19 protein-coding genes and 1 pseudogene are annotated in these 20652 nt (G+C 55.5%); 15 read left to right on the forward strand and 5 right to left on the reverse strand.

Annotated features, from left to right (window positions below):
• The 6 genes from B7364_RS11320 to B7364_RS11345 form a co-directional block, all read left to right on the forward strand.
• Positions 1-459, forward strand: a 459-nt coding sequence (locus B7364_RS11320) for a curli assembly protein CsgF (protein WP_232780886.1), incomplete at its 5' end; no start/stop codon positions are given.
• A complete protein-coding gene (locus B7364_RS11325; protein ID WP_085340147.1) occupies positions 456-1589 on the forward strand; it encodes a CsgG/HfaB family protein in 1134 nt (377 codons plus the stop codon). The genes B7364_RS11320 and B7364_RS11325, both read left to right, overlap by 4 nt.
• A gap of 178 nt (positions 1590-1767) precedes the next feature.
• Positions 1768-3678: a beta strand repeat-containing protein gene (locus B7364_RS11330; RefSeq protein WP_085340148.1), complete on the forward strand. Its 1911-nt coding sequence runs from the start codon at positions 1768-1770 to the stop codon at positions 3676-3678.
• An 85-nt stretch (positions 3679-3763) separates the two neighbouring features.
• Positions 3764-4648, forward strand: coding sequence for a hypothetical protein (locus B7364_RS11335; protein ID WP_085340149.1), 885 nt, complete (start codon positions 3764-3766; stop codon positions 4646-4648).
• Positions 4649-4727: 79 nt separating this feature from the next.
• On the forward strand, positions 4728-5303 hold the full coding sequence (locus B7364_RS11340; RefSeq protein WP_085340150.1) for a hypothetical protein: 576 nt from the start codon (positions 4728-4730) through the stop codon (positions 5301-5303).
• The gene (locus tag B7364_RS11345) at positions 5300-6028 is read left to right on the forward strand and encodes a hypothetical protein (RefSeq protein WP_085340151.1); all 729 of its coding nucleotides are present in this window, start codon (positions 5300-5302) and stop codon (positions 6026-6028) included. The genes B7364_RS11340 and B7364_RS11345 overlap by 4 nt, the downstream gene beginning before the upstream one ends.
• Before the next feature lie 92 nt (positions 6029-6120).
• Here the strand turns inward: B7364_RS11345 and B7364_RS18010 are convergent, their stop codons facing one another.
• Positions 6121-6729: a Rossmann-fold NAD(P)-binding domain-containing protein gene (locus tag B7364_RS18010; RefSeq protein ID WP_198534221.1), complete on the reverse strand. Its 609-nt coding sequence runs from the start codon at positions 6727-6729 to the stop codon at positions 6121-6123.
• Positions 6698-7285: an NAD-dependent epimerase/dehydratase family protein gene (locus B7364_RS18015; protein ID WP_198534222.1), complete on the reverse strand. Its 588-nt coding sequence runs from the start codon at positions 7283-7285 to the stop codon at positions 6698-6700. Before B7364_RS18015 ends, B7364_RS18010 begins: the two co-directional genes overlap by 32 nt.
• 61 nt (positions 7286-7346) lie before the next feature.
• On the opposite strand from B7364_RS18015, the gene B7364_RS11355 reads away from it, so the two are divergent.
• Positions 7347-8285 carry a LysR family transcriptional regulator gene (locus B7364_RS11355; protein ID WP_232780887.1) on the forward strand — a complete coding sequence of 313 codons (939 nt, stop codon included), beginning with the start codon at positions 7347-7349 and terminating at the stop codon, positions 8283-8285.
• 25 nt (positions 8286-8310) lie between these two features.
• Here B7364_RS11355 and B7364_RS11360 read toward each other — a convergent pair whose 3' ends face one another.
• Positions 8311-8907 carry an acyloxyacyl hydrolase gene (locus B7364_RS11360; protein WP_085340152.1) on the reverse strand — a complete coding sequence of 199 codons (597 nt, stop codon included), beginning with the start codon at positions 8905-8907 and terminating at the stop codon, positions 8311-8313.
• A 126-nt stretch (positions 8908-9033) separates the two neighbouring features.
• Positions 9034-9582 (reverse strand): annotated as a pseudogene (locus tag B7364_RS18415) (methyl-accepting chemotaxis protein); the annotation flags it as partial.
• A 1308-nt stretch (positions 9583-10890) separates the two neighbouring features.
• Between B7364_RS18415 and B7364_RS11370 the strand changes: the two are divergent.
• The 6 genes from B7364_RS11370 (at position 10891) to B7364_RS11395 (ending at position 15967) form a co-directional block, all read left to right on the forward strand.
• Complete coding sequence (locus B7364_RS11370) at positions 10891-11688, forward strand: crotonase/enoyl-CoA hydratase family protein (protein ID WP_085340154.1); 798 nt, start codon at positions 10891-10893, stop codon at positions 11686-11688.
• Positions 11685-12194: a hypothetical protein gene (locus B7364_RS11375; RefSeq protein WP_085340155.1), complete on the forward strand. Its 510-nt coding sequence runs from the start codon at positions 11685-11687 to the stop codon at positions 12192-12194. Before B7364_RS11370 ends, B7364_RS11375 begins: the two co-directional genes overlap by 4 nt.
• 27 nt (positions 12195-12221) lie before the next feature.
• A complete protein-coding gene (locus B7364_RS11380; RefSeq protein WP_157893658.1) occupies positions 12222-13370 on the forward strand; it encodes a serine hydrolase domain-containing protein in 1149 nt (382 codons plus the stop codon).
• Between the two features lie 101 nt (positions 13371-13471).
• Positions 13472-13762 carry a putative quinol monooxygenase gene (locus tag B7364_RS11385; protein WP_085340157.1) on the forward strand — a complete coding sequence of 97 codons (291 nt, stop codon included), beginning with the start codon at positions 13472-13474 and terminating at the stop codon, positions 13760-13762.
• 11 nt (positions 13763-13773) lie between these two features.
• Positions 13774-15006, forward strand: coding sequence for an acyl-CoA dehydrogenase family protein (locus B7364_RS11390; RefSeq protein WP_085340158.1), 1233 nt, complete (start codon positions 13774-13776; stop codon positions 15004-15006).
• Positions 15007-15100: 94 nt separating this feature from the next.
• A complete protein-coding gene (locus B7364_RS11395) occupies positions 15101-15967 on the forward strand; it encodes a lipase family protein (RefSeq protein WP_085340159.1) in 867 nt (288 codons plus the stop codon).
• Positions 15968-15993: 26 nt separating this feature from the next.
• Here B7364_RS11395 and B7364_RS11400 read toward each other — a convergent pair whose 3' ends face one another.
• Positions 15994-16899: an SDR family NAD(P)-dependent oxidoreductase gene (locus tag B7364_RS11400; protein ID WP_085340160.1), complete on the reverse strand. Its 906-nt coding sequence runs from the start codon at positions 16897-16899 to the stop codon at positions 15994-15996.
• A gap of 209 nt (positions 16900-17108) precedes the next feature.
• On the opposite strand from B7364_RS11400, the gene B7364_RS11405 reads away from it, so the two are divergent.
• Both B7364_RS11405 and B7364_RS11410 read left to right on the forward strand, forming a co-directional pair.
• Positions 17109-19181: a S46 family peptidase gene (locus B7364_RS11405; protein ID WP_085340161.1), complete on the forward strand. Its 2073-nt coding sequence runs from the start codon at positions 17109-17111 to the stop codon at positions 19179-19181.
• 156 nt (positions 19182-19337) lie between these two features.
• Positions 19338-20624 carry a PQQ-dependent sugar dehydrogenase gene (locus tag B7364_RS11410; RefSeq protein ID WP_085340162.1) on the forward strand — a complete coding sequence of 429 codons (1287 nt, stop codon included), beginning with the start codon at positions 19338-19340 and terminating at the stop codon, positions 20622-20624.
• The last annotated feature ends 28 nt before the right edge of the window (positions 20625-20652 follow it).

Raw genomic sequence — 20652 nt, forward strand, 5'->3', positions numbered from 1 at the left:
CAAGCTGTGGCTATGATGCTTATTAAACGGGAAGCGCTCTATCTCGCCGGATTGATCGGTGTGGGCATGATCGCCTTTGGTCAACCAACACCACTTCGGGCGCAAGACCTGAATTACAAGCCAGTCAATCCAACATTTGGCGGCAATCCGTTTAATTCTAACCATCTTCTTGGCGTTGCAAACGCCCAGAATGATTATCGTGACAAGCGGGCGTCGAGCAGCACCTCGCAGGCCGATGCCTTTGCACGGCAATTGCAATCGCGCCTTTTGTCGGCGGTGTCTTCGCAGATTGTGGACGCAATCTTTGGCGAAAATCCGCAAGAGCGCGGCAAGATCGCCTTGGGTGGTCAGACAATTGAGTTCGTGCGCGATCTCGTCAATGTCACCATCACCATTACCAATGACACGACCGGTGAAGTCACCACGTTGGTGGTCCCGCTCTTTGTGGAAATCAAATGATGCGCGCCTTGGTCTTTTGCGTCAGCCTGTTGGCCTTGGGGGGCTGTGTGCCCACCACAGCCAAGCTATCGCCGATGGGGAAGAACCCGTCGCTGCCGACGATTCAACAACAAACCAGCACCCAGCGCTTGCTTCAGAACCTGCCAGCAGCGGAGCGACCGGTACCGGTGGCGGTCTATAACTTCTCTGACCAAACGGGGCAGTTTCGCGTCTCAGAGGCGGGGCAAACTCTCTCTCGTGCTGTCAGCCAGGGGGGGACCTCTATTCTTATGCGGGCCTTGCAAGATGCTGGGCGGCGCAATTGGTTTACCGTTTTGGAGCGAGAAAACCTCTCTAACCTGTTAAACGAGCGCCAAATCATTCGCGAAATGCGCGAGCGTTATTTGGGCGAGACCAAGGTTAATCCCGAAGCGCTACCATCGCTTTTATTTGCAGGTGTGATTTTAAGTGGCGGGGTTGTCGGCTATGATACCAGCACGCTGACAGGGGGGGCGGGGGCAGGTTTCCTCGGTATCAATGCCCGTACCGAGTATCGCCAAGATACTGTCACCGTGGCTTTGCGTGCGGTCTCGGTGCGGACGGGCGAAGTCTTGGCTCAAGTCACCACCACCAAATCCATCGCCTCCTATGCGGTGGGCGGTGGGGCCTTCCGCTATGTCGGTTTCAAAAAGCTTCTTGAAGCTGAAACCGGCATGACGACGAATGAGCCCGATCAAGTCGCGTTGCAGCAGGCCATTGAAAAGGCGGTCTATGCCCTAATCATGGAAGGGGCAGAGCAGCAATTATGGGCCGTTGCCGACGCCAAACGCGGCACTGAACTTTTGGCCAGCTATCGCGATGAACGCGAGGGCAAAGTCACCGCCGAAGAAATTCGTGACGCGACCTTAAAGGCCGAAAGGCGCCAAAAGAAGCAAAAGAAACAACAAAAACAGGGCAAGCAGGAGCCCGCCCGCAAGGTTGAGACACAGCCGAGCGCCGATGCCAGCCCGGGGTCTCCCAAGATCGCCGTTGTCCAGCAGTTGCCGCTTCGCAGTCTGCAACAAGCCGTCGCAGCGGCAGAGCTTTCCTCTTCTGCCCCCCGCAATCCCGCGGCGGGCACAACCGATCCGACCGTGCGGTCGGGAAACTAAGGGGGCGACGAGACACATCAACCCTCTTTCATGCAGCCTTTAGCGTCTGTGATTACGCAGATCTTTGAGGCCCTCAACAATAAAATTGTAAATTAACCTGTTGATTATGCTGGGTTATTCCGGCGAACAATCCCAAGCAGTTAGGCATTCCGTCTGACTGAATACTGGAGCTATGCACATGAAAAACTTAATTCTGGCGTCTGCCTCAGCGGTCGCGCTGATGACTGCCGCCACGGGGGCAACGGCCGATGTCGCAAATCCCTCGTCCAACGTGATCCAATCAGGCAGTAACAATAATGCCACGATTGCCCAAGCTGGTGCCGCCAGCACGATCGCGGCACAATCGACTGTCACCCAGACGGACAATAACAACGGGGCCAATGTAACCCAGACTGTCAATGCAGCCGGGCCGGCTCTGGTCTCGGAAGTCAATCAGAAGGGCAGCGGCAACCGCGCTCTTGTCAGTCAAACCCAAAGCGCTGCATCGACGAGCACCGTGAAATCTAAGGTCACGATCAATCAGTTCAGTGCAGTCACCGCCACCTTGGCCCCGGCCAATGGTACCAACAGTTCGGCAACCGAAGGCAATTTTGCTTCTGCCATCCAGTCTGGTGCGGGTTCTAACATCGCTACCATCACGCAAGGGGAAGCGGGCAGTCGCAAAAATGGCAACTACGCCACTTCGGAACAGACTGGAGCCGGTAACTCCACCAAGATCGAACAGTTTGCAACCGATGCCTATGCCACCACCAACCAAACTGGGAATGATAACAGGTCGACAGTGACTCAAGCTGATGCGTTGACCTCACCTTCTGATGATCCCAATGCTGTCATCATTCAAAATGGCGATGAGAACGTCTCAGGAGTTTCGCAAACAGCCGGCAGCAGCTCACAGGGCAATCTCGATGTGTCGGTCACGCAACGCGGCAATAATGGCGAATCCTATATTGACCAGATCGCGCTCGGCGCAAACTCTCAGAATTTGCGCGCAACGGTGATCCAAGCCACTGGCAGTGAGGGGGCAAACTCTCGCATTGTTCAACGAGCATCAGGCCCCAATACCAGTGATCTGGCAGCTTATGTTGAGCAGAGAGGTGCGATGACCACCGGCTATTCAGACATTAATCAGACCGCCAGCAGTGATGGGTCAACGGATTTGCAGGCAAATGTCTGGCAAACAGGCAATGCCAAGTCGAATATCGACCAGACTGCGGCTGCTTCTCAGCGCACCAACAATCGGGGAAGTGATACGCTGGTGGCAAGTGTTACCCAAATCGGTGACAGTACATCGCGCGTCACCCAGACGATGAATGAGCCTACCGCCAACGGGACTTATGCGCCGCGGAATTATCGGGCCACGATCAGCCAGACCGGGGCGGATAATGACTCGACCGTTCAGCAAATTGATTCACTGGACACCCGGTGGGACAGTGACGACAAGAATGTGAGTGCTAGGGTTACCCAGAACGGCAGTGGCAACAGCTCTGCTGTTTATCAGACTGGCTGGTCTGCCACCGCAACGGTCGAACAAAGGGGCAATGGTCACAAAAGCGTCGTCAACCAAAATCTGGATGAATTCGGCAACGAAACCAATCTTGGCTTTGGTACGGTCCGAGTCACCCAAACCAACCAAGACAACGAGGCCTATGTAACCCAGCGCGGGATTACCAGCGGCATCGGAATTACGCAAAATGGTCGAGATGGAAAGGTTGTGTTTAATCAGACCACCGCAACCAACCGGGCGAAGGGCACCATCCTGCAAACGAGCACATCTCGGAACGGCGAAGTTTACGTTACTCAGACGGGCAGCCTATCCCCGGTCAACCTCCAACGAGGTCCTGTTGATGGTAAAAACGATGTGGACGTGACCCAAAGTGGTGTCGACAATAAAGCATCGATCGATCAGGGCGGGGTGAATAATTACACCGACATCCTGCAGTCGGGTAATTCTGTCGAAGCCGTGGTCAACCAGACCAATGCCAGCGAAAGCACCACTGTGATCACCCAGGCTTTGGGGAATGCATTTGTGGGCGTGATCCAAGCTGGCACTGGCCATTCTGCCACCATCACCCAAGGTCTGGGAAACTAACCCCTAGGACCGGAGTGGCCACGCGCTTCGGTGCCGCTTCGATCCTCTGTTCCAACCAAATTTACACTCTAAAAGGAAAATTGACATGAAAATCATCCTGAAATCCGCCGTCTCCGCTTTGGCGCTCGCATGGGTCGCAGGCGTGGCAACTGCCGCCACGCTACCGCCCTTAAACGCGCCCTTAAACGCGACGGTAAATCAACAGGGTACCAGCCAAGAGGCTACGGTGAACCAAAGAGCGTCGACAGGCACCGTGAGTGTCGTGCAGTCGAACAATGACAACACGGCCACCGTAACCCAAAATGCTACGGCGGCCGCGGCCAGCGCCTTTGTGAAGCAAGTCGGTGACCAGGGAACCGTGAACGTCACTCAATCGGGTGCTGGCAATGTCAGTGAGGTTGTCCAGTCCGAGGCCCGCAATGTGGTCTCGATCAGTCAGGTCGGTGCTGGTGCAATCAGCCGCGTTGGCCGCCGGGCCGTTGGTACTGCTGCTGAGGTTGTCGGCCAATCAGGAATCAACAACAGCATTTCAGTAACGCAGACCACTCTTGCCGTTAATGCCCGCAGTGACATCACGCAGAGTGGCGATACCAATGTCATCTCGCTGACCCAGGATGGCCCGGGCGCGGAAAGCGATATTGTCCAATCCGGAGAAACTGGCTCGGTAAACCTGCTGCAATCAGGTGCTGATAGCAGCAGCAACATTGTCCAATCCGGTTCTGAAAACCGGATCACCGTGACTCAAATCGGGCCGGGCGCGAGCAGCGACATCACCCAGTCGGGCTCGAATAATGGTGTGACGGTTGTCCAAACCGGTGCCAACGCTGAAAACTTCATTACGCAAAGCGGGTCGAATAGCAGCATTGATGTTTATCAGTCGCTCTCCGGGGCATATTCGTCTGTGACCCAGTCGGGTTCGGGCAATTCCGCCACTGTCACCCAAGGTGTGCGGCCCTCGACGGCCAATTAACCCCAATCTAGCACGGGCAGGGTGGCAATGGCCGCTCTGCCCGGCCTCTTTCTCTGATTGACGTCAAAGGATATTCGCTATGAAGGCATGCCTCACCGTCTCACTTGCGATTTTGGCTGTGGCCTTTGCTGCCCCGGCCATGGCTCAAACCGGGGTTTATGTGTCGCAAATCGGATCTGCCAATACTGCCAGGGCAAGCCAAGATGCCACTGCGGTGGCGGGCTATGCCATGATTGAACAGGATGGGGAGCGCAATAAAGCCGAAATCATCCAACAAAATGGCAAGCATGATGCGCGCGTAACGCAAACCGGCACCTTGAATGACGCGCTTCTGATCCAGCAAGGGCCTAGTATGCACCAGGCAGTGATCAGCCAAACAGGCCAAAAGAACCAGATTGAACTTGCTCAGATATCTACCCTCGCCAGTCAATTCGCCTCGATCACGCAAAGTGGCGACAGCAATAAAGTCAATCTGTCCCAAGACGGTGCGCCGAATAGTGCGACTCTCTCCCAAAATGGCGACCGCAATGTCTTAAATCTTGCCCAAAACGGCGGTAGCACGATCAGTTGGACCCAGACTGGAAATGATCTCTCGTCGGTGGGGGTTTCGGTTGATGGTGCGCAAACCATGATCATCACGCAGACCAAGCCATGATCACCCGCGTCCTTGCCCTTGTCCTTCTTGGTTTTGCCCAACAATCGGCCCAGTCAGAGCCAAGTGGGGACAGCAAAGTCCGCGTCAGCCAAGCCGATGCGCCCGCACCAAATGCTGCGCCGGCCAACCGCATTCTGGCAACACAGGTGTCGCCACAAAAGCCTGCTGCGAGCCCTTTAATCGCCGAACCGACCATCTCGCCTCAGGCGGCACGCGGGCCAGTGAGCCAAGTGTCCAAAACGGCTGAGGCGCGCAGCCCAACGCCGCAATTGGCACCAAAGGGGCCAAGCGCCGCCCCGCCGCCAGCCTTGAGTAAGCCCAGTCAGGGGCGTGATACGCGTGCGGCTGCTCTAAAAGGTAGTGATCGCTGCAGTGGGGCAGAGGCGGCGCAAGAGCCCGAAATCTGTGCCCGTGTTATCGAAACACGCAGCGCTGAGTTTGCAGTCCCAGATCATGAGCCTTTGTCGCCCGAACAACGCCTCATGGCCAACCAAAATCTGCTCGAGACTGCGCCCTCAGACGTCAATTCCGCCGCCCGCAGGCTTTCCACCGGGCGCGAAGATGATACCCTCGCGGCCTTGGCTGTGGCCAATCAAGCGCTGGCCAAGCCCACCGTCGTCGACAGCCGAAAAGAAGATGAGACCAAGGCTACAGCGCCAAATGCCGTCGATGCCTTGGTGGCGGCCATTGTCCAACAAGCCAATGGCGGTATTCCGCCCAATTAGACCTCCAGCCGGAAGCTCGCTATGTCAATCGATCATGCCGTCGTGGCAGATATCAAAAGCGCGCGCCTCGCGGGTCGTCTGATCTTGGAGGTCTATGTGCATGCCGGCCGTTCGCGGGCTTTGACGTGGCGGCTCCGGGCCGAAGTTGAAAGCCGTGCCGGTCGCAGTACCACCCAACAGGCGGGCCTCACCAATGGCCTGCAAACCGGCCCTGTCTGCACCCTCGCATTGAACGAGGATGTCATTGGCTTGGTTGAGCTGGATGTGAGCGAAGACAATGTGCAGCTTGCCCACTTCCGCGTCCCCTTAACCAGATAGGCCGCCTGATAGGCTTTCAGGGTGGCGGCAACACCTTTGGCAAAGGGCGTAGGGTCGTTCCAGAAGCGGGCAGCGAATTTGCTGCTATCAACCGCATAGTGGCGATCCCATTGAAAACGCATCTCCGCCATTTCCCGCATCATGGGGCTAAACAGCCCGATCAGGGGCAAAAGCGCCATGGGCAGAGTGGTTAGCTTGGGTGGCTTGCCAGTATGCGGTTCAGCCAAGGCTAAGATCGTGCGCGCGGTTTGAATGGGTGCGCAGGGAATATGCCAAGCTTGGCCAAAATCCTCGTCGGGCGCGGTCAGAAGCGAGACCACCCCGCGCGCAATATCTGGCACATAGGCAAAATCATGCTTTTGGTCGGGATCGATGATCAGCATGGCGGGCTTGCCCTTGGCCAAAGCCCCCAGCGCCAAATCGCCTAGGTGGGATTGAGCAACCCCAAGGGCCATAAAAGTCCGGTGCTCGCAAGGCAGCAACCCGTACTTTGCCGCTTTGGTGGGCCGCCATCCATTGCCGCGTGATAGCAGCCCGCACAGCTGGCTTTGCGCCATGATCGGTTAGGGGCATGGTTTCCACGAGGGCGGTGCGCTGGGGGCCATACATGTAGAGATTATCGACAAAAACGAGGCGGGCACCGGTCTCTTCGGCTGCCTGCAGCACATGGGCCATAGCCCGCGGCCATTGCTCGATCCAAATGGCCCGGTCATAAGCAAAGCCTATGGCCAGAACGATTTGGGTCGCACCGGCACAGGCTGCCTGTACCGAAGCCAAGTTCTGGCTGTCACAGGCCACAAAGCGCACACCATCCGGCAAGGATTCGGGGCGGTGGCGCTGGGCCACCCAAATATCGGTTTGATCTGATTGCATCTGCAAGTGCTCAACCACAGACCTGCCAACAGGGCCATAACCCAGCACGACGATTTTCTGACGCATAGTCTTCTCCTTTAACTCGGTAGTCCAAGTCATAGCCCCATCACTTGCATGCGTGAAATGCATGGTTTATATGAAGACCATGCACAAAGTGAATTTAAATGGCCTAGATCTGAACCTGCTGCCGCCGCTTGAGGCTTTGTTGCGGCGCAAGAATGTGACGCTGGCCGCCCGGGATGCGGGGATGAGCCAGCCTGCCATGAGCCGCGCCTTGGGCCGATTGCGGGCTATCTTTGAGGATCCGCTTTTGGTGCGCGGGGCCAAGGGCCTCGTGCTGACACCTAAGGCGCTTGACTTGGCCATGAGCTTGCGCCCGGCTCTTGAACGGTTAAGGGATGTGTTTCAGCGCCCCGATTTTGATCCCGCGACCGCACAACGTACCATCCGCTTTGCCAGCTCGGATGTGAACAACACGCTGATTTTCCCAAAGCTGTTGCAGAATCTAGCCCAAGAAGCACCGGGCATCGACCTCAGTTGTGAACCCTATGGTCCCGACCTTTTGGCCCGTATGGCTTCGGGCGATTTAGATTTTGCATTTGCTTTGGATAGTTCGCCGCTGCCGACAGGGGCCAAGAGCCTCTATTTAGCCCAAGACGAATTGGCTTTGGTGATGCGGCGCACGCATCCCTTGGCCCAACATGATTGGTCGCTGGCGGATTATGGGCGGGTTCCTCACATTCTGATCCGGATTTTGAATGATGGGGTGACTGACTTAGAAGCTGTGCTTGCATTGCATGGGATCCAACGGCGCATCCTGTGGTCCACCTCCCATTTCCTAGCAGCCCTTGCCGCTGTTTCAGCGACAGACGCGGTCACGACTGTGTCGCGGGCTTTTGCATCGCGTTTTGCCGATCAGTTTGACTTGATCCTGCGCGATCCGCCACTTGAAAACCGATCCCTCGGCATTGTTCTGGTAATGTCACAAACCAGCGGGCATGACCCTTTGCTGTCGTGGGTGGCTGAGCAGGTCAAGCGCGCCGCGATGGAGGTTTATCGGTCATGAATGGCCGGAGGGCAGCCCAGCAGCCCTAGAAGGTGCGCCCAAGGCGAATGCCAACATTGTCGAGACCTTGGTTCTTAGAACCGCCCAAAATATGGCCATGGCTTAAGTGCTCATAGACTAGATAGCTGGTCCAAGTCTCATTATGGCGGTAACCGACGGCTACACCCAGGCGGAAAAGATCGCGGGAACCCAAGGCTAATTCCTCAGCATTAAACTTGGCGCGCCGCACGCTGTCAGACGGGGCATAGGGGTTGTCTAAAGGATCCCCATTGTGGATCACATAACCCAAATAGGGATCAATGGTGATGTTTTTGCTGACCGGAAAAGTCCAATCCAGTCCAACACCCGCAAAACTGGTCTCACCTTGTGTATTCAGCGAGGCAACCACGCCGGGGCGCGGCGAAAAGGCGACTTTCAGCCAGTCGGGGCTGTTCCACAGGACTTCAATCTGAACGTCGGGCCCATCTTCTTTGCCGGCATTTTTAGACACATTGGTCTCAACATTATGCGCCATAATCGCCCCGCGTACTTCGCTGATTTGGGCATAAGCAGGCACAGCGATCAGGCTGCCCAATAGAGCACTCAAGCTGAACAAAATCACGGGCAAATTGGGGCGGCGCATCGGATCGATCCTTATGTGGTGCGTCTGCTAGAGCGCGAGTCCGCCTTAAGGGTCAATCAGGCAACCAAAAAGGCCGCCCCGGATGGGGCGGCCTTATCAGATCGGCTGATTAGATGGTCAGGGCGTTTAGGCTGCACGGACCTCATCTAAAAACTTTCCGACAGCACGCTTGAGACTGACCGCTTGCATGCCAAGTTCCCGAGCCGCTGCCAAACTTTGCTCTGCCGCAGCCCCAGTTTCCGTTGAGCCTTGCTGCACCAATCCAATGGCTTGGCTGACCTCACTGGTTGCGGTTGCGACACTGGAGGTACTCTGCGTGATTTCCTGCACCGCAACCATTTGTTGTTCAACAGAGGCGGCGATCGTCGCCGAAATCTCGTTGATTTCGGAGATTGTGCTGGCGATCCCTTCAATGGCGCTTACTGCCAATTGGGTTGCGCTTTGAACCCCGCCAATTTGATTGCTGATCTCATCGGTTGCTTTGGCTGTTTGCTCGGCCAAGCTTTTCACCTCAGAAGCTACAACGGCAAAGCCCTTGCCTGCTTCCCCAGCTCGCGCAGCCTCAATGGTCGCATTGAGGGCCAAGAGATTGGTTTGGCTCGCAATATCGGAAATCAAACTTACCACCGCGCCAATCTTGCCTGCCGCCTCAGACAGGGCAACCACAGTTGTGTTGGTTTCAGAGGCTTTACGCTCAGCGTCCTGCGCAATCTTAGCAGCAACTTGAACCTGATGGGCGATTTCTGAGATTGAAGCCGACATTTCTTCTGATGCAGAGGCAACAGACTGGACATTCGAAGCCGAAATAGTGGCGGTACGCGCGACCGAGTCAGAATGAACTGACGTATCGTGCGCGGTGCGCGTCAGAGTTTCAGATGTTGCTTCCAGCTCGGTCGCAGCCGATGAAACCGTGTCCACAACTTGGGCAACGCTGGCTTCAAAGCTGTCTGCCAGGGCGTTCATAGCGGCTCGCTTGGTTTCTTGCAGCTCGCGATCCTTATCCTTTGTGGCGGTTTCCAGCCTGCGCACTTCTTGAGCATTTTGCACAAAGACCTGCAAGGCCGACTGCATCCGTCCAACGCAATCCCGACGGCCCTGATTATCGACAACCACGTCAATGTTGCCTTTAGCCAGATCGTCCATCAAGGCAGTAGTCTTGATCAAGGGCGTGGCAATGACCGTGGATAACACCATGGCAAATCCGCCACCAATGAAGATGATGGCACCAATCATGCCAAAGGCCATGTGGGTGCTTTGGGTTAGAAGCTGGCTCATCTGCGGCCCGATTTCATCCTGGCGCGCGCGCGACTCCTTCATCATCGTCGCGGTGATGGCCGAGATTGAGGCACCTAATTCATTGCGCTTGGCCGAAGCGCTAGGGTCGGTTTGCACCCGTTCAGCGACCGCACGATATTGGGCAATTTTCGCAGAAACTTCATCAAGCTTTGCCTTTATCTTAGGGTCAACGGCCGTTTCTTTTGCTTTCGTGAGCAACTCGGCCAGTTGCACACCAGCCCCTTGCATCGCATTGATCTCAGCAGGGTCGCCGCTTGCTTCGTATTTGATCGCATGGACGCGCATCATTTGAAATTGTTCAGCAGCCACCCCAACCGCTGCTGTTTGCCGTGCAATTTGGCGATATTCGCCCACTAAAGCTTCAACTCTTTTGGATTCCCACGCTAAAACTGCGCAAGCTACAGTGACCAAGGCAATGAGGATACCAAATGCAATCTTGATTTTCTGAGCAACTGGCGCGTGCTTCACAAAGTAGTTGATCATCATCTACCCCCGAACTGTACTGTAAGGAAACCGGGGAATTCTCGCAATTATCTAAAATTTTTCTTACCCGTCGTTATTTTTTCTGTTCACGTTCTTGTGATTATTCGGGATGATCAGGCGCGCAATTTTCTGGGTGTGTGAGGGGCCGTGATTGCCAATAGGGCGTTACGGCTTTAGGGCTGGCGCACTGATTTGGAGGTTCCCATGGCCGTAGCGAAACTGGAAAAGGATGGGGCAATTGCCACCATCACCATCACCCGCCCTGAAGCAATGAATGCTCTGGGCCAGCCCGGCGACGGCGATTTGTTCCAAGCCATTTGCGCAGACATCAACGCGGATCGCGCCATCCGCGCTGCCATTCTAACAGGCGAGGGTAGGGCCTTTTCTGCCGGCGGTGATGTCAAGGCGATGAAGGAACGAACCGGCGCCTTTGGCGGTAGCCCTGCTGAAATTCGTGAAGCCTATCGTGGTAACATCCATAAAATCATCAAGGCATTGTGGAATTTAGAAGTGCCCTTGGTTAGCGCTATAAACGGCCCTGCGATCGGGCTTGGTTGCGATGTGGCCTGCATGGGTGACATACGTTTGGCCGCGAGTGGGGCAAAATTTGGTGTGACCTTTCTAAAGCTTGGCCTGATCCCGGGCGATGGCGGGGCTTGGTTGACCCCGCGCATCGTTGGATGGAGCCGGGCGTGTGAGCTGTTGTTTACTGGCGATGTTGTCGATGCACAGACCGCGCGCGAGTTCGGCTTTGTTTCCCGTGTGGTCGAGGCCGATGTCTTGATGGCAGAAGCGCGCGCCATGGCTGAAAAAATCGCCCAACAGCCCCCCCATGCATTGCGGGTCACCAAGGCTCTCATGCGCCAAGGCCAAACCGCAACCTTCGACACCATTATGGAATTATCTGCAGCCTCCCAAGGCTTGATGCATCACACGGCTGACCATGAAGAGGGCGTAGATGCGATTTTGGAAAAGCGTAGCCCCAAATTTACCGGCCAATGAAACGTTTCGCTCTCTGTTTCCTCGCCTGCGCACTCGGTGCCTGCGATCCAGGTGATCGGGACCAAAATCCGCGCGACCGCGTCGGAACGGAGGGGCCGCTATCATGGCGTTTGGTGGCGCAGCCGTCTGGGGCAGCCGCCTTTTTGTCGCGGCCAGGGGCAGCACCAGACTTGGTGTTGTGGTGCGATGATCGACAGCGCATCACCCTGCGCGCACATGTGTTTAAGGCACCTTCCGCCCAGCCAGATCTGGTGTTGACGACCAAGGCGGGCCGCATTGTGTTCCAAGAGGTCCGTCGCCAAGGCGGCGTACGCGAAGCCGACCGCAAATTGGTTGAAGGCAAGATTGCCTTAGCCGATACGGGTGTCGCCGACGCCATTCTGGCCGCGAGCGACTTTACCTTGACGTCGGGTGACGTTGACTATCGTGCCCAGCCGGTGGATCGTGACCAGGTACTGCCCGCCTTTGTGACTGCTTGTCGCAAGGAGGCGCCAAAAGCGCCCTAAAGAGCGCATGAAATGGGGGAGAAGGCGATGTCACAAGCACCGACGGTCCACGGATATGTCGCACAAGGCTTTGAATCCGTTCGCGATGTATTTGCGCGGAATTTGGCCAGTGGCGAAGAGTTGGGCGCAACCTTCAGCGTCATCCAGGACGGCGAAACCATTATCGATCTTTATGGTGGGGTGCGCGATGAAGCTCGGACAGAACCTTTGGGGCCGGATGATCTTTTCAATGTTTGGTCAACTACAAAGGGCATGGCCGCGCTGAGCATTGCGATCGTCGTTGAGCGCGGATTAATGGACTATGAGGCACCAGTTGCCACCTATTGGCCTGAGTTTGCCGTCCATGGCAAAGAGGCGATCACTGTTGAAACCTTGTTGAGCCATGCCAGTGGTATTCAAGGCGCTGATACCCCTGCAACCACGGAAGAGCTTCTTGATATTCCAGCTTTTTCGGCGCGACTGGCCGCGCAAGCCCCCTTGTTTCCGCCGGGGTCAGCTAACGCTTACAATGCCGAGATTTTTGGTCATTGGGTAGATGCCTTGTTGCGGCGGACGGATGGACGTTCGTTGGTCGCGTTTTTTGCTGATGAAGTGGCAAAGCCGTTAAATGCTGATGTCTGGATTGGTCTTCCCTATGACCAGCACCATCGCCGCGCCCCTATCGTCGCGCCCTGGGCTCCGATGATGGCTGCAAGTCCACCTGCGACCGATCCGGTGATAAAATCAGCCCTCGGCAGCCCACGTATGAGTCCTCTTGAAGCCAATCGTCCGGATTGGATGGCCGCCGGGAATGGTGCTGCAGGGGGTAGTGCCAATGCCCGCGGGATTGCACGCGTGTATGGGGCCTTGGCGCGGGGCGGCGACTTAGATGGCGCACGGATCATCTCGCCCGAAGGCATTGATCGGATGGTGGCTGAACGCCGTGCGAGTAAGGACAAAGTTTTGGGTGTTTGGGTGCGGTGGGCTGCCGGTGTCATCCTGTCAACACGCGGACTTTATGGCCCCTTAGATACCAGTTTTGGTCATTCGGGCTGGGGTGGCAGTTTTGGCTTTGCCGATCCGGTAAACAAGCTTGGCGTGGCTTATGCCATGAACCTCATGGCCCCCAATCTGGCAGGCGATCCGCGTGGCGGTGGACTGGTCGCTGAGACCTATAAATGTCTCGGGCTTGGCTGAACAGTTCGCAACAGCTTTGCCCTTCCATCATGCTTCAAACCACCTATAACCAAAATCACAGCAACAAGAATACCAACTCAAGACGTTAGGGAGAAAACCAAATGATCGGAATCTGCGCACAATTCACCATTCAACCCGGCAAGAATGCTGAATTTGAAGCCTTGTTGACCGAGTTTGTCACCACGGTGAAAGCCAAAGAGCCTGGTGCCACCGTCTATCAATTGTGCAAAAGCGCGAAGGCTGAAAACGACTATTTCATGCTGGAACTTTATGCCGACCAAGCCGCCCTAGACGCCCATGGCAAGACCGAACATATGGCTGAATTGGTCGCCAAAATCGGTGGTTTCCTTGCCGCCCCGCCAAAGCTGACCCAAGGCCCAGCCGTATTCTAGGATAAGTCGCGATGGATTTAGCATTCACTGCAGAAGACCTCGCCTTCCAAGCTGAAGTTCGCGCTTGGATTGCCGAGAATTATACCCCCGCTTTGCGGGCGAAAATGGCCTTGTCGAAGAATGGCTATCTGGACAAGGAAGGCCAAGTTGAGTGGCAAAAGAAGCTGGCCGCTCGCGGCTGGGCTGCCCCTGATTGGCCGGTTGAACATGGCGGACCGGGCTGGACCCCCAGCCAACGCTATATATTCAACATGGAAGTTTCGGCGGCTGGTTGTCCAACGCCATCGCCGATGGGTTTGAAAATGGTGGCGCCGGTCATCATGGCCTTTGGCAATGACAAACAAAAAGCCCAGCATTTGCCGAAGATTCTGAACTCAGACATCTGGTGGTGTCAAGGCTATTCTGAGCCCGGTTCGGGTTCAGACCTCGCCAGCTTGCAAATGAAGGCCGAGAAGACGATGCGCGATGGCGTTGAGGGTTATATCCTCAATGGCTCGAAAATTTGGACAACCCAAGCCCAATGGGCCGACTGGATGTTCAATCTGGTGCGCACCAGCCAAGAGGCGAAAAACCAAAACGGCATCAGCTTTATCCTTGTCGACATGAAAACGCCGGGTATTAGTATCCGCCCCTTACCGACCTTGGATGGTCCAATCGAAGGCCAGCAGGAAATCAATCAAGTCTTCTATGAAGACGTGTTTGTGCCTGCCGAGAATCTGATTGGGGAAGAGGGTAAGGGCTGGACCTATGCCAAATATCTCTTGGAGTTTGAGCGCGGCAATGCCTATGCGCCCGGCCTGAAAAATGCGCTCAAAAAGGTGAAGCGCATCGCAGCGGTTGAGCAAATGGGCGAACGTGCCTTGTTGAAAGACCCAGATTTTAGTCGCAAAATTGCGGAGCTGGAAATCCAGATCAATGCGCTAGATGCAACCGAGTTGAAGATTTTCTCGGGCCTTTCTTCGGGCAAATCGGTCGGTGCGGCTTCCTCTATGCTGAAGTGCAAAGGCAGCGAGATGCAGCAAGCTATTTCCGAGCTGGCTTTAGAAGCGGTTGGCGTGTCGGGCATCCCGTTTGTTGCAGACAGCTGGGGCATTTTGGACGGGCGTTCCAACGACCCATTCCCGGTGCCAGACTATGCGGTGGCTGTGGCACCCTCCTATTTCAATTATCGCAAGACCTCGATTTATGCAGGGTCTAACGAAATCCAGCGTAACATCATGGCGAAGATGGTGTTGGGCCTCTAAACACCTTAAGCCCCTCAGAGCTTGGGTGCGCTAAGCCGAGTAAGCTCTGAGGGGCATCTATACAAACAAACCTAAAGTAGGTTATGCTTGGTGCATGGACACACAAGCACATCCCACCGAGCCCTCCATTTTTATCGGTCCACAAGAGGCCAAGAACCTGCCGACTTGGCGGGCTGCCGTCTCAGAGCGCACGGCTGAACTCATGGCCAAATTGGCCATTTTGTCCTACGAGACAGATTTAGAAGAATTATCCAAACAATTGAATTTAGGTCATTTTGAGCTTCTGGCTGTCTATGACCAAGAAGGCAGTCAAGCTTTCTTGGCCCGTACCGATGACTTTGCTGTCGTTGCGTTTCGAGGCACCGATTCCCTGGTGGATTGGAAGACCAATTTGATGAGTGAATCTGTCTCGGTCGAGACACGTTTGGGTAGTGTGGAGATTCATAAGGGCTTTAAGAAGGCCTATGATCGGATTGGGGCCCAGCTTCTGGCGGACGTCAATTCTCATGTCCCGAGAGATAAGGGGCTTTATTTGACAGGGCATAGTTTAGGAGGGGCTTTGGCACAAATTGCCTCGACTCAATTGGAGCGGGATAATCTTGCGGCCTGCTATACATTTGGGGCACCACGCGTCGGCGATCTATCCTTTGACCGTTTGGTTGTGTGCCCGCACTATCGGTTCGTGAATGGCTGGGATCTTGTAACCACTTTGCCACCGCCGCTTTTTTCGCCCTATCGCCATACAGGTGATCCGCGCCTTTTAACCGCTTCGGGCAAGCCGATCATGCGGCGCGACCGCAGTCCATTGGTCAAAATCTTCCATACGATTGTGGGCATCGTCTCCTTCATTTTTGGTAATCCGCGCCTCTTGGAGGACCATCGCATGGAAGCCTATATCGACAAAATAAAAGCCGCCCGCGCCTTGAGAGGGGAGGCGCGGGTCGGCGGCATGTTTGACTAGATTTTGGGCTTGAAGTTCGGTGGGGCTTAGCCGCCAGACAGCTTGCGCATGAATTTTCCGGTTTGGCCGCCGCCTTGCTCATAGGCTTCGTGACCGGCTGGATCGCAAATCCTATCCCAATTGTCGCGCACTTCTTCAGCCGTGATGCCATCCCCCTTCAGGCAGATGCCGTCGGTCTCATAGATTTTGGCAACGGCAAAGACGCCAGCACCTGCCGAGAGGACGGTTCCGGTTGGCGCATCTTCGCTGACCAGATACATAACACCAGGGGTGACATATTCTGGCTTCAGCAAATCAAGCATTTGTGGCGGCATCAGGTTTTCGGTCATACGGGTTGCAGCCACAGGGCTGATCGCATTGACCTTGATGTTGTTTTTGGCTCCTTCCAGCTTCAGCGTGTTCATGAAGCCATAAAGGGCAAGCTTGGCTGCGCCATAATTGGTTTGGCCGAAATTGCCATACATGCCGCTCGATGAGGTGGTGACCAAGATGCGGCCATAGTTTTGCGCCTTCATGATTTCCCACATGGCCTTCACAGGCTTTACGGTGCCCATCAGATGGACGTTCATCACGACCTCAAAGTCGGCGATTTCCATCTTCGAGAAGCTTTTGTCGCGCAAGATACCAGCGTTCGCGATCAAAATGTCGATGCGGCCCCACTTGTCCATAACTTGGGCAACCATATTAGCCACGCCAGCATCGTCCGTCACCGAGGCACCATTGGCGATGGCTTCACCGCCAAACGCTTGAATTTCGGCGACAACGGCTTCCGCTGCTGCCGAATTTCCGCCGGTTCCGTCCATTGCGCCGCCCAAATCATTGACGACAACTTTAGCGCCTCGGCGGGCCAGTTCGAGGGCATGCTGCTTGCCCAAGCCACCCCCGGCACCTGTTACGATGGCGACTTGGCCGTCAAAGCGAATATCTGACATGTGAACGTCTCCTGAGCATGTTGGCTTGTAAGGAATTTGCGCATTGCCATGCCCACCACTTCCGCTCGCGTCAAGGGAAACTGACATGGGGCAGAGTGTAATTTTCTGTCCACAACGGGCTCAATCGGCTTTTGTGATCGAATTGAACACGGTAACAAGTTAGCTGGGCTGGCGTATGGTACGCTGCACCCATTTAGGACACGATCTCGATGCACTCGAAATTTTTGCTCGCAGTTAGCCTAGCTACTTTAGCTTTTTCAGGCCCCGCTTACGCCGATGAAGGCATGTGGACATTTGATGCGTTTCCCGCTGCGAAAATGAAGGCAGCCCATGGTTTCGCCCCCGATCAAGCGTGGCTGAATAAGGTCCAACAATCGGCGGTGCGTTTGTCGTCGGGCTGTTCGGCCAGTTTTGTCTCCGATAGTGGCTTGATCCTTACCAATTGGCATTGTGTGTCGAGTTGTGTTGCCGACCTGTCGAGCGCAGAAAAGAATTATGGCCTCAATGGCTTTTTGGCCGCGAATTTGACCGACGAAAAGACCTGCCCCGGTCTGGAAGCCGAAGTCTTGGTCAGCATTATCGACAATACGGCGAAGGTGAAGGCAGCCACCGCGGGTGTTGAGGCCAGCAAAGTTGCCCAAGCCCGCAGCGTCGCTATTGCCAAGCTGGAAGAAGAAGCTTGCAAGAACGACGATAAGGAACTGTTCCGTTGCGACATGATTTCCTTGTTCCGCGGCGGGCAATACAAAATCTATAAATACCGCACCTATAAGGATGTGCGCCTTGTCTTCTCGCCTGAAAATGCCATCGGCTTCTTCGGCGGCGATCCCGACAATTTCAACTTCCCACGCTATAACTTGGATGGCGGTTTCTTGCGTGCCTATGAGAATGGCGCGCCTGTGAAAACCCCAACCCACCTGCAATGGACCACCGAAACCCCAAAGGATGGCGACATTGTTTTTGTTGCGGGTAATCCCGGCTCAACCGAACGTCTTCGCACCACAACCCAATTGAAGTTTGAACGTGACCTGCGCTTGCATACGCGGCAATTGGTGCGCTCAGAATTGCGCGGTCGCCTGATTGAATATCGTACCAAGAGCGATGAGGCTAAGCGTTCGGCCGAGGAACTATTGTTTGGCGTGGAAAACAGCTACAAAGCCCAATATGGCCAGCAACGCGCCCTAATGGACCCACAATTCTTTGCCATCAAAGAGCGGGAAGAGGCTGAATTAAAAGCCAAAGTGCGGGCCAATCCTAAGCTTCTTGCTGAAATTGGCGACCCATGGGCCGAGATTGATGCCGCCGTTGCCAAGCAACAAGATTTGTTCTGGGAGCATGAGTTCCTCGAAGCTCGCGCCGGCTCGATCTCCAGTCTGTATGGCACGGCGCGCGCCCTGGTCCGGATGGCCAATGAGCGCGCGAAACCTTTGGCCGAGCGCCTACCGGGCTTTTCTGATGGGGCGATTGCGCAAATGGAAAAACAAATCCTGACCGAGGCGCCAATCTACAAGGATTTGGAAGTCATTGGTTTGGAATTGTGGCTGTCGAAAGCGCGTGAATATTTGACGGCCGATAATCCATCGATCAAGCGCCTTTTGGGTGCGGAAAGCCCTGAAGGGATTGCTGCACGCGGGATTTCGGGCACTAAACTTGATGATAAAGCGGTCCGGGAAGCTTTGATCAAGGGGGGTAAGGCCGCCATTGATGCCTCAACCGACCCGCTGATCGTTCTGGCCCGTCGCGCCGAGGCCGATGCGCGGGCTTTGTCGGTTCGCATGAACCAAGAGGTGAATGGCCCCTTGTCGCAAGCGGCAGAAAAGATCGCCAAGGCGCGCTTTGCGGTTTATGGCACTAATGTCTATCCAGACGCCACCTTCACGCTGCGCCTGTCCTATGGTGTTGTAAAAGGGTGGACTTATGCGGGCGTTACGGTGCCGTCGACGACCACGATTGGTGGCTATTTTGAGCGTGCAACCGGCGAATTCCCGTTTGTCGCCGCACCCTCTTGGCTGGCAGCAAAGCCAAACTTGAATCTGGCAACGCCCTTCAATATTTCTTCCACCAACGACATTATTGGCGGTAATTCCGGTTCGCCTCTGATTGATCGACAAGGCCGCGTTGTCGGTGCCGCATTTGACGGAAACATCCACTCACTCGGCGGCAATTATGCCTATGATGGGCGGTTGAACCGGACCGTCTCGGTAACCACGGCTGCCATGACCGAAGCCTTGACCAAAGTCTATAAGGCAGACCGTTTGGTGGCAGAGTTGAAAGCTAAATAGGCTGGTCGATGACCATAATGTGACTGGTTCTAGGTCGCGTCAGGCCTAGGTTCACCAGCCGCGTCAAGCTAGATCACGGGGGCAAAGTCGGGTTGGGCTTTGCCCCTTTTTCTTGGCCTCTGCGCAGGCTGATGTGGCGATAGAAGGAAGATTTCAATGGTGGTTCGTACGTCTGGTTTGGCTCTGTTGGGCGCAACCCTCGTGATGGCCAGTGTCACAGCACCTGCTTTGGCGCAGGCCCCAGCCGGTGCGCCGTCCGCAATTGTACCCGGGCCAACCCCCATCACCCAAGCATTGAGTCTGTCTGCCGCCACGACCGTTGCGCCGCAAACCATGGTCGCAGATTTGGAAGCACCATGGGGCATGGCTTTCTTGCCCAATGGCGACTTGTTGGTGACTGAGCTTTTGGGCAAGCTACGCTATGTGAAGGCAGGCGCGAGCTGGAGCTTAGAAGCCCAAGAAATTACCGGCGTGCCGACGGTTACGGCTGGTGGTCAAGGCGGATTGATGGATGTAACCTTGCATCCAAATTTTTCCCGCAACAAACTGATTTATCTGAGCTTCTCTGTCGGCGATGAGGCGGCAAACCGCACACGCATCGTGCGCGCCAAATTGGAAGGCCGCGCCTTGACGGACGTGCAAACCATCTTTGAAGTCACCCCGGCCAAGCCACGCTTTCAGCATTACGGCTCGCGCTTTACCTGGCTTCCAGACCAGACTTTGCTGATCAGCATTGGCGATGGCGGTAATCCGCCTACTTCCGTGGATGGCAGCTTTATTCGCAATCAGGCCCAGAATCTGGGAAGCCATTTGGGCAAGATCGTGCGCATCAAGGATGACGGCAGCATCCCGAAGGACAATCCCTTTGTAAACACACAAGGTGCACGGCCAGAGATTTACTCCTATGGCCATCGCAACGCTCAAGGCCTTGCGCGCGATCCTGTTTCAGGCCGCATCTATGCAACTGAACATGGCAGTCAGGGCGGGGATGAGTTGAACCTGATCCAGTCTGGCCAGAATTATGGCTGGCCTAAAGTCACTTATGGTGTGGAATATGGGGCAGCCAGGACGCCGATTTCCCCGAACCAGAGCGGTCCTGGTATGGTTGACCCGCTCGCCGTGTGGTCGCCCGCTATTGCTCCTTCCGGTCTCGCGGTGGTTCGCAGCACGCGATATCGGGGCTGGGACGGCGATCTCTTGGCCGGTGGATTGCGCCTAGATCAAGGACGCGGAGCCTTGATCCGCGTTGATTTGGACAAAACCGGTAAAGTCGTTGGGCAAGAGCGGATTGATCTGGGAGATGTGCGGGTTCGCGACGTGCGCCAAGGCCCAGATGGCTATATCTATGTCTTAACCACCGCCATGCGGAACTTCCGCGATAAGGGCCAACGCAATGGCCAATTGGTGCGGCTTGTGCCGATAAACGGAGCGCAAGCGCAGTAAAAATCGGTGGGAAGGGGCTTGCGACAGT

The sequence above is a fragment of the Aquidulcibacter paucihalophilus genome (assembly GCF_002105465.1).
Classification (GTDB): domain Bacteria; phylum Pseudomonadota; class Alphaproteobacteria; order Caulobacterales; family Aquidulcibacteraceae; genus Aquidulcibacter; species Aquidulcibacter paucihalophilus.